Origin of the sequence: Collinsella sp. AF14-35, assembly GCF_003464565.1 — a bacterium.
Taxonomy (GTDB): domain Bacteria; phylum Actinomycetota; class Coriobacteriia; order Coriobacteriales; family Coriobacteriaceae; genus Collinsella.
Map to the genome: position 1 here is coordinate 21,662 of NZ_QRZD01000024.1, position 14,231 is coordinate 35,892.

Here is a 14,231-nt window from a genome sequence, read left to right on the forward strand (position 1 = left end):
CCGTTCCTAACATAGATGACATGGTCGGGGCGATCGCGTCGCTAAAAGCCGTAGCGGCGCGCAAATTCCTGGGCGAGCTGCGATACATCTTCGCAGGCGTTGGCCCAGGGGGCAAAGTCTGGGGTGTCCGAGATAATGCCGTCGGCTTCCCAAACCGCCTGGTGCGAGAGGTCCCAGGGGTCGCGCGGCTCGGGTCGGCAGGGAAGATACGGCGTCTGGTACATGGGGTTCAGCAAGAAGAACGCGCCACCCTCGCAACGGTTAGCGAACTCACGCAGCGCGCGCGTCGCCGGGCGCATCTTGTTTGTTTTGAACAGCAAGATCGTGCGGGCGAGCAGGTACCAAGGAGAGTTTTCGAGTGCGTCTGCCCCCATCTGTTCCTCGAGCTGATGCGCCAGGGCAAAAAAGCCGTCCTGGTCTTCCAAGCGGGCGAGAGCAAGCAATACGGTGCCGGCGGCCCGGGTGGGATAGCCCTCCGCCTTAAGGACACGGCGAGAATAGTTGGCGGCGGCGCGGTAACGAGCGCTCGCCATGCACAGCTGCGAGATGGCCTCGAGTGTGTGAAGCCACCCGATAAGGGCCGGCTCGCTCACGGTAAGGTCCGCTGCGGTGACACCGTCGGCCAAAACATTATTGGCCCAGTAGTGCGGGGCCTCCATATCAAACCCGGGCACGCTCTGTTGCAGGTAGTCGGCCGTGCTCGTCTCGAGCTTCATCAGGTCGCCCAGGCAGGCGTCGACGGGCGTGTCCGCCAAAATGATGGCGAGCAGCTGGGCATCGACGGCCAGCGCATCGACGCGGACGATCTTGAGCAGCTCGTCGCGCATGTCGTCGAACAGGCGGTTGCGCGTCTGCTCAAACTCCTCGTCGCTGCCCATGTCCTCGATGCGATGGAGCTCGTCGAGCAGGTGGCGATGAACGCCGGCATAGGACAGCAGTGCCTGGGCATGCTCGGCCTGCGCATACTTTTGAGGATTCGCGCTAATGTCGTTATGGACAAGCTCGCGTGCTGCATCGGTGAGCTCGGGGTGCGACGCCAGATAGGTGCGCTCCAGGTAGGCGGGGATGTAGACGCTCGGATCCATTAGAGGTCCCCTCCCTTAAATGGAAGCCCCTGCTCGGCCGCGCGCAGGATGCGCTCGTCGATCTGGGAACGCACGATGTCGTTGGTGGCGATCCAGGCGGCAAAGCTGGCGTTGTCGGGAGCGCCCAGGCCCTCCTGCAGTACCGGCGTCGCCTCGGACAATGCAAGGACAAGCTCGTCGGTCGAGCCCACGCCCACGTTAACGCGGGCATAGACGCCATCGGGAAACTCGGTTTGGAAGTAGAGCGCCTCGGCGGCGTGGGGGCACGAACGCACAAGGATACGCAGGTAGTGTTCGGCACCCTCGTAGTCCAGCTCGCGCCAGGCTGCGCTCATCAGTGCGATGAGCGTCCACGGGTCCAAGTCGCGCTCTGCATCCTTGGGACGGCGGCGCAGCGGGGTATTCGCGAGGTACGGCACGGAGTGAGCGGAGCGAAAGCGCTTGAGCTCCTCGGCGGGGTATTCGAGCTTTGCCATGGCGAGCATCGCGGTGTGGCGGACACCAGCGGGGTCGTTGGGCGCAAAGTCCAAGCTGCGATTTGCGGCTTCGAGCGACATGCGATAGCGGCCGCTAATGAGGGCGCGCGATGCCAAGGCGGCAAGCCAGCGCAGATAGGGGCGGCGCGTGAGGTCGCCAGCGGCCTCACGCTCGTAGGGGTCCTGAGCCGAGGCGATCTTGAGCGCCAGGTCGTGTTCGACTTCATCGCACTTGGACACCAGGTACTGTACGTATTCCTCGTTGGATTCGGCGGTGAGCGCCGTCAGCATGCGCTGGGCATCCCAGTTGGCCGGATCGAGCGCGGCTGCCTCGCGGAGCATGTTCTCGGCTGCGGCTTCTTCTTGCTCTGCCTGGGCGTCGTCGGGGATAAAGGGGATGCGGTAGTCGACAGCCTCGACCACCTTGGCAATGAGGTGCCCGGCGCGGTCGCAGTCGTGCACGATGAGCGGCGCGGGGTTGCGGGTGAATTGCTCCATCAGACGCTCGACGGCGGGGCCGTCGGTGAGCGGGATATTGTCGCGGCGCAAGGCCTCAAGAACGAGGCGATGGCAATCCTCTTGAATGGGATCGAATGCCATGGGGCCTCCTTTGCTGCGGTTAGGGTTCAAATGTCTCTATATAAAGTTCTAGTTTACCCGCATGTGGCACACCGGGGGTGCCGCACTTGGACATGCACCTTTGCACCACGAAGACGGATGTCGCACAAATGTCGGCACCTTGGACGACTGAGTGGTATCACGGTGCCGCAAACGGTCGATTTTTGGCGGCGAACGGGGCGCATTTTGGAGGGGCACAGTCCTGCCCGGGATATGTGGTCAACCTTGATAAAACGTTTGCCCAGCTTGGGAGTATGAATGCCCCACAAGGGTCTTCAGGGATAGAAAAAACGTTTCATCATTGTCGGCTTTAGGTGAATAACTGACCAACCAGAACGGTAGAATAGTGTTTGTCTGAGCGTTGAGACGTTTAGACATCGCGCATTGTCATCGCCGGCAACGCGCAAAACGGTCCTAACGGAGCCAATCGGGTGCTCCGTTATATACGCAAGTCTAAGAGGGGCTTGTTTAGGAGGCACAGTATGGGACGTTTTACCAATCCTCGCGATCTGTACTTTGGTGAGGGCGCTCGCCACGAGGTGAAGAACCTCAAGGGCAAGAAGGCCATCATCGTTTCTGGCGGCAGCTCTATGCGCCGCGGCGGGTTCTTGCAGGACGTTGAGGCCGACCTTAAGGAAGGCGGCTTCGAGGTCAAGCTGTTCGAGGGCGTCGAGTCCGATCCGTCCATCGAGACGGTCATGAAGGGCGCCGAGGCCATGCGCGAGTTCGAGCCTGACTGGATTATCGCCATCGGCGGCGGCTCGCCCATCGATGCCGCTAAGGCCATGTGGGTCTTCTACGAGTATCCCGAGGAGTCCTTCGATAACATCATCCAGCCGTTCAGCTTCCCCGAGCTGCGTCAGAAGGCTCATTTCTGCGCCATCTCCTCTACCTCCGGTACCGCTACCGAGGTCACTGCCTTCTCCGTCATCACCGACTACGCCAAGGGCATCAAGTACCCGCTGGCCGACTTCAACATCACCCCGGATGTCGCCATCGTCGACCCCGAGCTCACCTATACCATGCCTGCTAAGCTTTGCGCTCACACCGGCATGGACGCTCTGACCCACTGCATGGAGGCCTACGTTTCCACCTGCGCTTCTATGTTCACCGATGCCAACGCCCTGCACGGCATCCGCGAGATCGTCGAGTGGCTGCCCAAGTCCTATGCTGGCGACCATGAGGCCCGTCAGCACATGCACGAGGCTCAGTGCATCGCCGGTATCGCCTTCTCCTCGGGCCTGCTCGGCATCGTTCACTCCATGGCTCACAAGACCGGTGCTGCCTTCGAGAACGGCCACATCATCCACGGTGCCGCTAACGCCATGTACCTGGGCAAGGTTATCCAGTGGAACTCCAAGGACCCGCGTGCTGCTGAGCGTTACGCTTACGTGGCCAAGGAGATCCTGCACCTTCCCGGCGAGACCAACGAGGAGCTCATCGCTGCGCTCGTCCAGAAGATTCGCGACCTCAATGACCAGCTCAACATTCCGCAGTCCATCAAGGATTACGCGAATGGTGGCGTGAAGGTCGACGCCGAGAACCCGCAGATGGTTTCCGAGGAGGAGTTCCTCGCCAAGCTGCCCGAGATCGCTGCGAACGCCGAGACCGACGCCTGCACGCCCGAGAACCCGCGTGAGACCAAGGCTGCCGACTTCGAGAAGATCCTCAAGGCCTGCTACTACGACACCGACATCGATTTCTAATCGACTCTTGTTATCGTAACGAGGGGCTCCGCACGTATCCGTACGGAGCCCCTTTCTTTTTCTTTTAGAGAATGGGATGGTTATGGCTGCAATTTTCAATAGCCCCAGCAAGTACATCCAGGGCCCGGACGAGCTGGCCAAGCTCGGCTCTTATGTTGAGCCGCTTGGCGCTAAGGCCCTCGTCATCGTGACGCCTTCGGGCAAGAAGCGCGTCGGTGCCAAGATCGAGGGCGGCTTTGCCGAGGCTAAGGCCGAGCTGCTGTTTGAGGACTTTAACGGTGAGTGCTCCAAGGGCGAGGTCGATCGCCTGGTTGCGCTCGCTCGCGACAACGGTTGCGACATCATCGTCGGCGTCGGTGGCGGCAAGATTCTCGACACCGCGAAGGCCGTCGCCTATTACCTGGAGTCCCCGGTTATCATTTGCCCCACCATTGCTTCGACCGATGCCCCGTGTTCGGCGCTCTCCGTGCTCTATACCGATGACGGCCAGTTCGACAAGTATCTCTTCCTTAAGGCAAACCCCAATATTGTCCTTATGGACACGACGGTTATCGCGGCGAGCCCGGTGCGCCTGACGGTTTCCGGTATGGGCGATGCGCTCGCAACCTATTTCGAGGCCCAGGCAACGCACGATGCCGACGGTGGCACCTGCGCTGGCGGCAAGGGCGGAATGGCCGGCCTGGCGCTCGCCAAGCTCTGCTACGAGACACTTATGGCCGACGGCGTCAAGGCTAAGGTCGCGCTGGAGAAGGGAGCGTTGACGCCTGCCGTCGAGCATATCATCGAGGCCAATACGCTGCTTTCGGGCATTGGCTTTGAGAGCTCGGGCCTTGCTGCTGCTCATGCCATCCACAATGGCCTGACGATGCTGCCCGAGTGCCACGGCATGTATCACGGCGAGAAGGTCGCCTTTGGCACTATCGTCCAGCTGGTACTCGAGGATGCCCCGACTGAGAAACTCGAGGAAGTCTTGGGCTTCTGCATTGAGCTGGGCCTGCCGGTCACGATGAAGGAACTTGGCGTTGCCGAGCTTACGCGCGAGCAGGCCATGATTGTTGCCGAGGCCGCCTGCGCGCCCGATGACACCATGTGCAACATGCCGTTTGAGGTGACGCCCGAGATGGTCGCAAACGCCATTCTGGGTGCAGACGCACTGGGCCACTACTATCTCATGGATGAGTAAATCAAGCTAAGGAAGGGGCAAAGCCAGCAGACGGCTTTGCCCCTTTTTGCTATGGTGCAAACTAACCTGACCCCATCGCACCAAGTTGGTGCAAAGGGGTCAGGTTACTTTGCACCAATCGTTGTTTGATGAAGGGCGGATTCTCGTATGGCGCTTCCTATGGTTTACGGCGGTCCCGGCCGGTATGTTCAGGGGCCGGGCGAACTTTCGCGTCAGGGCAGGTATTTGTCATGGTTGGGCTGCGCTGCCTATGTCTTGTTTGACCAGGGCACCGAGGATCGGCTGTGCAGGCAGATCGTCGATGGATTTCTGGATGAAGATCTAAGCGAGCCGTTCTTTAAGATTTACAACGGTCCGTGTACGGAAGATGCCGTTGTCGAAATGGCCAAGGAAGCCCGGGCCGAGTATTGCGACATGGTGGTGGGCATTGGCGGCGGCAAGATGCTCGATATCGCAAAGGCCGTTGCGTTTTATGCTGAGCTGCCGTTGTGCGTATGCCCCACGGCGGCTTCGATGGACGGTCCGTGCAGCGCGATTTCGGTGCTGTATCACGAGGACGGGTCGTTCGACCGCTACCTGGTGCTCGACAAAAATCCCGATCTGGTCGTGGTTGATACCAACGTGGTTGCGGCAGCACCACTGCGGATGACGGTCGCCGGTATGGGCGACGCACTGGCAACGTACTTCGAGGCGCGTTCATGCGCCGCGGCGAGAGGTGCGAACGAACACGGTGGCGCGCCGGGACACTTGGCCTTGGTTACGGCTCGTGCCTGCTATGACACGCTCATGGAGTGCGGCGTCGCTGCCAAGCGCGATCTCAAAAAGGGCCGTATATCGCCGGCGGTTGAGCGCCTGATCGAGTGCAATATTCTGCTCTCGGGCGTCGGCTTTGAGAGCGGCGGCTTGGCGTTGGCGCATGCCATCGCCAACGGCCTGACGATTTTGCCCGAGTGCAAGGCTATGCACGGCGAGGCCGTAGCGTTTGGTCTGGTGGTCCAGCTTCGTCTGGAGCGTGCGCCCGAGCTTGAACAGGTGCTCGAGTTTTGTCAGCGCGTTGGTCTGCCGACGACGCTCGAGGAGCTGGGCCTTGGCGAGATTTCCGATGCCGACCTGATGAGCGTTGCGGATGCGGCCTTTAGAAACGAACGCAATATGGCCAACGAGCAGGCCAAGGTGACCAAGCAAAAGCTCGTCGAGCTCATGCGCGAGGCATAGTTTGGCGCTTGATCGACCTTGTGCAATCGGGGCGGCGATAGGCCATAGGCTATTTGCCGCAAAGGTGCTCCGCGTGTAATTTGCCCGAGGCACGGGCCGATAGCGTATCATTATCTCTTGCTTGTTTGCACTGCTCAGGGAGGGGCCGCGCATGGCGCAGGAACACGATCTATTTGATGACATTATCGAGATCAGCAAGGGTTTCGACTTTCTTAAAAACCCGCTTGGCGGCGTGACCGATGCGCTCGATCCGTCGGCGCCGCAGTGGAATCCTGCCGACTACAAGGAGCGTCCGCGCGGCAACACGATTCCGTGTCTGACCTGCAAAAACGAAAAGAGCGGCTGCACCGCGTGCATGGACGTGTGCCCGGTCAACGCCATCGAGGTCGAGGAAGACGCCATCGAGATCCTCGATACCTGCCGCAAGTGCGGCCTGTGCGCTGCCGCCTGTCCGACTGAGGCGATTATTTCGCCGCGTCTGGCGCCCAAAAACCTGTATGACGACATTGTCTCGGCAGCTACGAGCCACGAGACCGCCTACGTCACCTGCACGCGCGCCCTTAAGCGCATGCCGCGCGAGAACGAGGTCGTCGTTGCCTGCGTGGGCGATATTACGGCCGAGACCTGGTTCTCGGTACTGGCGGACTATCCCAACGTGAGTGTGTACCTGCCGTTGGGCGTGTGCGATAAATGCCGCAACACCGGCGGTGAGGACATTCTGGGCGAGGCCATCGCTACCGCCGAGGAGTGGGCCGGTACGGGCATGGGCCTGGAGGTCGACCCAAAGAGCCTCAAATGTCATAAGCGCCGCGAGTACGAGCGCAAGGAGTACATGGATAAGATTGCCCGCACCACGGGCCTTACCGTGACCAAGCTCAACCCGGCAACGGCGGCGCTGGCCTCGGTGACGCAGAAGCTCAAAGCCCACCGCCACCAGATTACCCAGCTGGAGCGCACGCTCAATACCATGTGCGGCACCACGACGGCCAAACGTCGCCGTACGCTTACGCACGGGCGACAGCTGGTGCTCTCGACGCTGCAAAACCATCCCGAGCTTGCCCAGAACATGCAGGTGAGCACGCCGGAGTGCGATTTTGACAAGTGCACGTCGTGCGGCGAGTGCGTCAATGTGTGCCCCACGTTCGCCTGCGATCTGGTGGGAAGCGGCCGCTTTGCACTGGAGTCCACGTATTGCTTGGGCTGCGGTGCCTGCGTCAAGGTGTGCCCTGAGCATGCGCTCAAGTTGGTTGAGCACGACGCGTCCAATCTGGTCGTCGTCGATCCCGAAGCCGAGGAAAAGGCCGCCCAGAAGGCGAAGGCCCATGAAGAAGCCCAGAAGGTCAAGGCCGAGGCAAAGGCCAAGCTCGATAAGATGCTCGACCAGGTGGAGAAGCTCGCGGACTAGTCAGCGACCCCTATCTCTGCTTCATTCGTGCCGCCGTGGCGTCCGGGTTAGCCCAGATGCTGCGGCGGCGCTATACTTATGCAGTTTGAAATGCTTGTACCAAAAGGAGCTGTCGTGTCCCTTTCCATCGGTATCGTGGGCCTGCCCAACGTAGGCAAGTCGACGCTGTTCACCGCGCTTACCAAAAAGACCGGCCTTGCCGCCAACTATCCGTTCGCCACGATCGACCCCAACGTGGGTATCGTCGACGTGCCCGATAGCCGCCTGCAAAAGCTCGCCGACATCGTTAACCCGGGTCGCATTGTGCCGGCGACGGTCGAGTTCGTCGACATCGCAGGTCTGGTGAAGGGCGCCAACGAGGGCGAGGGCTTGGGCAACCAGTTCTTGGCCAACATTCGCGAGACCGACGCCATCTGCGAGGTCGTGCGCTACTTTAAGGATCCCAACGTCATGCGTGAGGTGGGCCGCACGGGCGAGTTCGTCGATCCCGCCGGCGATGCCGACACCATCATGACCGAGCTCATCCTGGCCGACATGGGCACGCTCGAGAAGCAGCTGCCTAAGCTCGAGAAGGAGGCCAAGCGCGACAAGGAGCTCATGCCCAAGTTCGAGGTCGCCAAGCGCCTGCTCGCCTGGCTCAACGAGGGCAAGCGCGCCGCATCCATGGAGATGACCGACGAGGAGCGTGCTGCCGCCAAGGGCCTGTTCCTGCTCACCATGAAGCCCATCCTGTACGTGGCAAACGTGGACGAGGACATGCTCAACGAGGACCTGGCGCCCATCGATGGCGTCAAGCCGCTGCCCATCTGCGCCAAGATCGAGGCCGAGCTTTCCGAGCTCGATCCCGAGGACGCCGCCGACTACCTGGAGAGCCTGGGCTTGGAGCAGCCCGGCCTGGACGTGCTCGCGCAGGCGGCCTATAAGCTGCTCGGCCTGCAGTCGTTCTTTACGGCCGGCGAGATGGAGGTCAAGGCCTGGACGGTGCGTCAGGGTGCGACCGCTCCGCAGGCTGCCGGTGTCATCCACACCGACTTTGAGCGCGGCTTTATTAAGGCCGAGGTCATTGGCTATGACGACTACATCGAGCTCGGCGGAGAGCAGGGCGCCAAGGCCGCCGGCAAGCTGCGTATTGAGGGCAAGGACTATGTCATGGCCGATGGCGACGTCGTGCACTTCCGCTTTAACGTGTAAGGACGACGCACATGTTTAAATATGGCAAAAAAGCCGGCTACATGGGTATTGCGCTGCTCGTGCTTGCGGTGATTCCGCTGGTGGTCGCAGCGTGTGTTATCCCCAACATTGGCCCCGAGGTGGCAACAAAGTTTAATGCCGCCGGCGAGGCGACGCGCTGGGGCAAGAGCTACGAGTTGCTGGCGCTGCCGGTGCTCAACTTGCTGCTGAGCGTGGCGACGTATTTTACGGCGGGACGCCAGGCAAAGAACAATGATGACTCCGCCGCCATGGCGCGCATCGTGTGCGAGCGCTACCTGCGCAACGGTTGCATCACGGGTGTGTTCCTCAACGTGGTCAACGTTTACTTTATGTACTCGGCGATTACCGGAACGGGCTTTGGCCTTGGTTTCTAGCTTGTCCTTTTAGGCAACGAGTCTGCACATATATTCAATGGCTGCTGCGAGGCCGCCGCTCGATCGTGGTTTAAAGACCATGTCGGCGGCGGTCTCGTTTTCGTATCCGGCGCCACGAAGGGCGAGTGCGATGCCGGCTTCTAGAAGGAGCGGCAGGCCGCGTTGGCTGGTTGCGATTACGGCAGCCTGATTGAGCGGGCAGCTGTGCGTTTGGCATTGGATGGCAAGTTCACCTTGCGCCGGGCAAGGGACCAGAACGGCGGCGACGCGACTTGATAGCAATGCAAATGCTGTGCGCTCATCGGGCGAAAGGCATTCGGCTTCAACGACGACGAGCTTGGGCGGTGCGCTGTTTGTGCGAAGCGTGGCTCGGTACATGCGGACCGAAGAACCCGACATAGAAAACTCCTGTGTATTCGGCAAAACGTAAACTATAGTTTACGTTTTTGTTCAGCTCCATTTCAAACTCGGCTGCATGGACGAACGTGCGAAACAGATTCTTGGCAGGCGGGTCGAAGAGACACGCAGGGACCTTGGTATCTCCAAGGTTGATTTTTGTGTGGCGACAGGAATCAGCCGACCCTACCTCGACCGAATCGAAGATGGGACGGCAAATTTCACGCTCAAGGTTCTATTTAAGATCGCGCCCGCACTCGGCATGACGGTGTCAGAGCTTCTCGAGGGGATCGAATAGGGGATACCCGTCGATAACTGAATTACGCCATCGGGATGCGGTCGTGGTTGACTTGGCTGTAGAACAGGCGCTGAATCTCGGCCGCATCACGTGACTGGCCGAGTGCCCACATGGTTTTGGCCACGAGCGTCTCGGTGGTCATGTCATCGCCGCGCAGAATGCCCGGATGATCGGCGTAAGCACGGCCGACCTCATAAACGCCCAGATCGAGGCCCTCTTCGGGGACCTGCGTGGTCATAACGACGGTACGACCCGAATCGACCCAGCGGAAAATCGCCTCCTGGAATGACTCGCCGGACTCGCCAAACTCGGGAATGCCGCCAATGCCGAAGGTCTCCAGGATTACGGCATCGTAGCTATCGGCAAGGGCGTCGAGGATGCCCGGGTTTACGCCGGGCGTGAGCTTGAGTACAAATACGCGCGGGTCGATGCTGTCGTAGAAACGCACCGGGTTTTCGCCCTGATGCGTGCCGTGAAGCCCGTTGCGCACGATGCGGTCGTTGCGGATGTAGGCGATGGGCGGATAGTTGACGCTAATAAACGCGTTAAAGCTCATGGTGCGCTGCTTGCGGGCGCGCGTACCGGCAATAGCGACGCCGCCAAACACGATTGAAACATCGTGCGAATGCTCGTCGAGCGCATAGAGCAGGCTCTGGTACAGATTGAGCTTGGCGTCGGTAAAGGGATTGCCCATGGGCTTTTGCGAGCCGGTGAGCACGATGGGCTTGGGGCTGTCCTGAATCAGGTAGGAAAGCGCTGCCGCGGTGTAGCTCATGGTGTCGGTGCCGTGCAGGACCACAAAGCCGTCGTGATCGGCATAGCCTTCGACGATGACATCGCGGATGCGCATCCAGTCGCTCGGGCGCATATTGGTACTGTCGATGTTCATGGGCTGCATCACGTCGAGCTCGCAGAGGCCCGAGATCTCGGGGACGCTCTGGGCGAGCTCCTCACCGGTCAGGGCGGGGGAGAGGCCGTTGCCGTCCTCGGTCGATGCGATGGTGCCGCCCGTGGCGATGAGAAGGATGCGCTTCATGCTGGTATTCCTATCGTATTTGCCGCCGCAGAGGCGGAGTCGTTCGGCAGTATTGTGGCACAGGGCGTCCAATGTTCAAGCGTATTACATCATCTGTAACGTTTGGTAATACTTCAATTGCCGTCAAATAGGGGCCCAGGTCGTGCGTTTGCCGTGCGCTGATGGCTGTGAGGGACGAGAAACCCCATATAACGTGTACACTATGAAAGTTATTTTTGTTCATTCACGCGGGTGGGCACCGGCTCCCCGCCAACAAGAGGGGGAAACCATGGATCAAAAGGCTTCCGCAAAGGTCCTCGTACTCGACTTTGGTGCGCAGTACGGTCAGCTCATTGCCCGTCGCGTCCGCGACCTCAACGTGTATTCCGAGATTGTTCCCTGCGACATCTCGGCCGATGAGATTCGCGAGATGAACGCCTCTGCGCTCATCCTTTCCGGCGGCCCGGCTTCCGTGTATGCCGAGGACGCTCCGTCCATCGATCCCGCCATCTTTGACCTGGGCCTTCCCGTCCTGGGCTTCTGCTACGGCCATCAGATCACGGCCGTGACGCTCGGCGGCAAGGTCGGCCACTCCGAGGTGGGCGAGTACGGCCGCGCCACTATCACGCGCACGGCAGGCGCCAAGCTCTTTAACTCCACGCCCATGGAGCAGACCGTGTGGATGAGCCACCGCGACGCCGTGTCCGAGGTGCCCGAGGGCTTTACCGTTACCGCCAGCACCGACGTGTGCCCGGTTGCCGCCATGGAGTGCGTCGAGCGCAAGATTTTCACCACGCAGTTCCACCCCGAGGTCAAGCACTCCGAGTACGGTCAGCAGCTGCTGAGCAACTTCCTGTTTGAGATCTGCGGTCTGGAGCCCAACTGGAGCATGGACAACCTGGTCGAGACCATGACGGCCGAGTTCCGCGAGAAGGTCGGCGACGACCGCGTGATTCTGGCCCTGTCCGGCGGCGTCGACTCCTCCGTCGTGGCTGCGCTGGGCGCTCGCGCCGTGGGCAAGCAGATGACCTGCGTGTTCATCAACCACGGCCTGCTGCGCAAGGGCGAGCCCGAGCAGGTGGAGGAGGTCTTCACCAAGCAGTTTGACGTCGACTTTATCCACGTCCACGCCGAGGACCGCTATGCCGAGCTTCTGGCCGGCGTGACCGAGCCCGAGGAGAAGCGCCGCATCATCGGTACGCAGTTCTGGAAAGAGTTCTTCGCCGTGGCGCAGCAGCTCGAGACCGATGGCAAGCCGGTCAAGTACCTGGCTCAGGGCACCATCTATCCCGACATCATCGAGTCTGGCGCTCGCAAGACGGGCGGCAAGACGGCCACCATCAAGAGCCACCACAACCTGATCCCGTTCCCCGAGGGCGTGCACTTCGACCTCATCGAGCCGCTCGACCACTTCTTTAAGGACGAGGTCCGTGCGCTTGGTCTGGCGCTCGGCCTGCCGGGCCATATCGTGTTCCGTCAGCCCTTCCCGGGCCCGGGTCTGGCCATCCGCATCATCGGTGCGGTCGACAAGGAGAAGCTCGAGATCCTCAAGAACGCCGACGCCATCGTGCGCGAGGAGCTCGACGCCTACAACCAGCGTCTGTTTGAGCAGACCGGCGAGCGCAACTCCGAGCACAGCTGCTGGCAGTATTTCGCGGTCCTGCCCGACATTAAGTCCGTCGGCGTTATGGGCGACGAGCGCACCTATCAGCGCCCGATCATCCTGCGCGCCGTCGAGTCCAGCGACGCCATGACCGCCGACTGGGCCAAGCTGCCCTACGACGTGCTTGCCCGCATCTCCGGCCGCATCGTGGCCGAGGTTCCCGGCGCCAACCGCGTGTGCTACGACATCACGTCCAAGCCGCCCGCGACGATTGAGTGGGAATAGAACATACGTTCGATAAAATAATATAGTATCAGATAGCGGGCACGGTTTCAATTGAATCCGTGCCCGCTGCTGTATGCGTGTCCTTGCACGCCCAATATGCGCCGTAAAAGCCGTCTTCTTCGACGTCAAAGTGAATGCGCTTCGTTTTCGCCTCTTAAAATCTTATTTTCACGATTTGCATTTTCATCCCGTTGTCACCGACCCTTGCGAGAAACCGGAAAAAGCAGCTGACAGAAGAGTCTCTCAAATCGTTGTAGCCCAGCATATAGCCGCGACTTGTGACCTGCAGACGGCTGTCCCACGTGCCGATTTCCTTGGCGGCATCCGAAACCGCAAAATATGCCCCCACATCCTTGATTTTTGCAGTCTTAAGCCATGTTTTTGCGATCATCTTTACCGCCGTCCGATTGGCAGCATCAAAGACCAGCACACTGCCGGGGAAAGCGTCCGCCATCCCCCGCACCAGTTCCCGGACCTGCTGGGTCAGAAAGTAATAGAACACCCCGGAGGCAAAGAACACCGCCCCGCGGGAGGCATCGATTTTGCTAAACCATGCGGTGTCTTTCAGGTCGCAGGGGATATTTTGTTCTCGATCCCCGGCGGGCAGTAGCTGCTGCCGCAAGGCAATCACATCCGGGAAGTCCAGATTGTAGATCTTGCATCTACCGTTGTCGCAGGTTCTGCCGGTGTTGTCCAGCCCGCAGCCCAGATTGACCACCGCCGCATTGGGGTGGCCTTTCAGGTAATCCCGCACCTCGAAAGCAAGATCACTCTGCCGTGTGGCCACCTCCAGCGCACCAAAGCGCTGTATCAGGCTGCGGGAGTTTTTCTCTGCCTCTGAAAAGTCGTAGTCGATCTGGTCGAGCAGACGAACCGCTGTTTCATCCCTGTAAAGGTTCGGGTACAACTCCGTACACAGCTTCCGGGAATACAGCGGGAGGATCAGCGTCTCCTGCACGGTGTTTTTCTCAATTTTACATTTCATAGGTTTCTTCCTCAGTGAATAAAAACTGTCATAATTGCCGCCAGCATAGCCGCTATGACCGTCATGCCTATCGCCATGTGCAGGATGGATGCAAAAATGCCCGTGCTTGATACCCCTACTTCCGCGCCGTGACGCAGAGCCAATTTTTCTTTTTGTGTATCTGCACCTCGTGAAAACCCGCCTGCTCCAGACATGCCTTTAATTCAATGTCCTTGTAGATGGTCATGCCGCCGATGATCTGCGTCCACCTCTCGTCCTTGTCCGTATCGCCATTGCTCTCGTTGCAGATAAGAATTGTCCCGCCTGGCTTCAGCGTCCGCCAGACCTCACGGTGGCGCGCGCAGACGTGGTGTAAGAGCGTCCCGAGGTCCGTCG

General features: G+C 60.1%; 13 protein-coding genes and 1 pseudogene. 8 read left to right on the plus strand and 6 right to left on the minus strand.

What is annotated here, in order from left to right; genetic code table 11:
- Positions 1-41: 41 nt before the first annotated feature.
- Both DWW12_RS07930 and DWW12_RS07935 read right to left on the minus strand, forming a co-directional pair.
- The gene (locus DWW12_RS07930; RefSeq protein WP_117855662.1) at positions 42-1,085 is read right to left on the minus strand and encodes a hypothetical protein; all 1,044 of its coding nucleotides are present in this window, start codon (positions 1,083-1,085) and stop codon (positions 42-44) included.
- Positions 1,085-2,161: a hypothetical protein gene (locus DWW12_RS07935; protein WP_117855663.1), complete on the minus strand. Its 1,077-nt coding sequence runs from the start codon at positions 2,159-2,161 to the stop codon at positions 1,085-1,087. The genes DWW12_RS07930 and DWW12_RS07935 overlap by 1 nt, the downstream gene beginning before the upstream one ends.
- Before the next feature lie 500 nt (positions 2,162-2,661).
- On the opposite strand from DWW12_RS07935, the gene DWW12_RS07940 reads away from it, so the two are divergent.
- The 6 genes from DWW12_RS07940 (at position 2,662) to DWW12_RS07965 (ending at position 9,274) form a co-directional block, all read left to right on the plus strand.
- Positions 2,662-3,885 (plus strand): iron-containing alcohol dehydrogenase, encoded by a 1,224-nt coding sequence (locus DWW12_RS07940; protein ID WP_117583326.1) that lies wholly within the window; start codon positions 2,662-2,664, stop codon positions 3,883-3,885.
- A gap of 82 nt (positions 3,886-3,967) precedes the next feature.
- The gene (locus DWW12_RS07945) at positions 3,968-5,068 is read left to right on the plus strand and encodes a glycerol dehydrogenase (RefSeq protein ID WP_117563611.1); all 1,101 of its coding nucleotides are present in this window, start codon (positions 3,968-3,970) and stop codon (positions 5,066-5,068) included.
- A gap of 147 nt (positions 5,069-5,215) precedes the next feature.
- Positions 5,216-6,283: a glycerol dehydrogenase gene (locus DWW12_RS07950; protein ID WP_117640116.1), complete on the plus strand. Its 1,068-nt coding sequence runs from the start codon at positions 5,216-5,218 to the stop codon at positions 6,281-6,283.
- 151 nt (positions 6,284-6,434) lie between these two features.
- Positions 6,435-7,688, plus strand: coding sequence for a 4Fe-4S binding protein (locus DWW12_RS07955; RefSeq protein WP_117640118.1), 1,254 nt, complete (start codon positions 6,435-6,437; stop codon positions 7,686-7,688).
- Positions 7,689-7,802: 114 nt separating this feature from the next.
- Entirely contained in the window at positions 7,803-8,879 is a 1,077-nt protein-coding gene (gene ychF / locus DWW12_RS07960; protein ID WP_055309950.1) for a redox-regulated ATPase YchF, read from the plus strand.
- A gap of 11 nt (positions 8,880-8,890) precedes the next feature.
- Entirely contained in the window at positions 8,891-9,274 is a 384-nt protein-coding gene (locus DWW12_RS07965; protein ID WP_117640119.1) for a DUF1648 domain-containing protein, read from the plus strand.
- A 9-nt stretch (positions 9,275-9,283) separates the two neighbouring features.
- On the opposite strand, the gene DWW12_RS07970 is transcribed toward DWW12_RS07965, so the two are convergent.
- Entirely contained in the window at positions 9,284-9,673 is a 390-nt protein-coding gene (locus DWW12_RS07970; protein ID WP_117640122.1) for a hypothetical protein, read from the minus strand.
- A gap of 76 nt (positions 9,674-9,749) precedes the next feature.
- Between DWW12_RS07970 and DWW12_RS07975 the strand changes: the two genes are divergently transcribed.
- Positions 9,750-9,968, plus strand: coding sequence for a helix-turn-helix domain-containing protein (locus DWW12_RS07975; RefSeq protein ID WP_035136926.1), 219 nt, complete (start codon positions 9,750-9,752; stop codon positions 9,966-9,968).
- 22 nt (positions 9,969-9,990) lie between these two features.
- Here the strand turns inward: DWW12_RS07975 and DWW12_RS07980 are convergent, their stop codons facing one another.
- A complete protein-coding gene (locus tag DWW12_RS07980) occupies positions 9,991-11,004 on the minus strand; it encodes an asparaginase (RefSeq protein ID WP_117640124.1) in 1,014 nt (337 codons plus the stop codon).
- Between the two features lie 268 nt (positions 11,005-11,272).
- Between DWW12_RS07980 and guaA the strand changes: the two genes are divergently transcribed.
- Positions 11,273-12,871: a glutamine-hydrolyzing GMP synthase gene (gene guaA / locus DWW12_RS07985; RefSeq protein WP_035136929.1), complete on the plus strand. Its 1,599-nt coding sequence runs from the start codon at positions 11,273-11,275 to the stop codon at positions 12,869-12,871.
- 154 nt (positions 12,872-13,025) lie between these two features.
- Here the strand turns inward: guaA and DWW12_RS07990 are convergent, their stop codons facing one another.
- Positions 13,026-13,856: a class I SAM-dependent methyltransferase gene (locus tag DWW12_RS07990; RefSeq protein ID WP_055251056.1), complete on the minus strand. Its 831-nt coding sequence runs from the start codon at positions 13,854-13,856 to the stop codon at positions 13,026-13,028.
- 115 nt (positions 13,857-13,971) lie between these two features.
- Positions 13,972-14,231: pseudogene (locus DWW12_RS07995) on the minus strand (hypothetical protein); the annotation flags it as partial.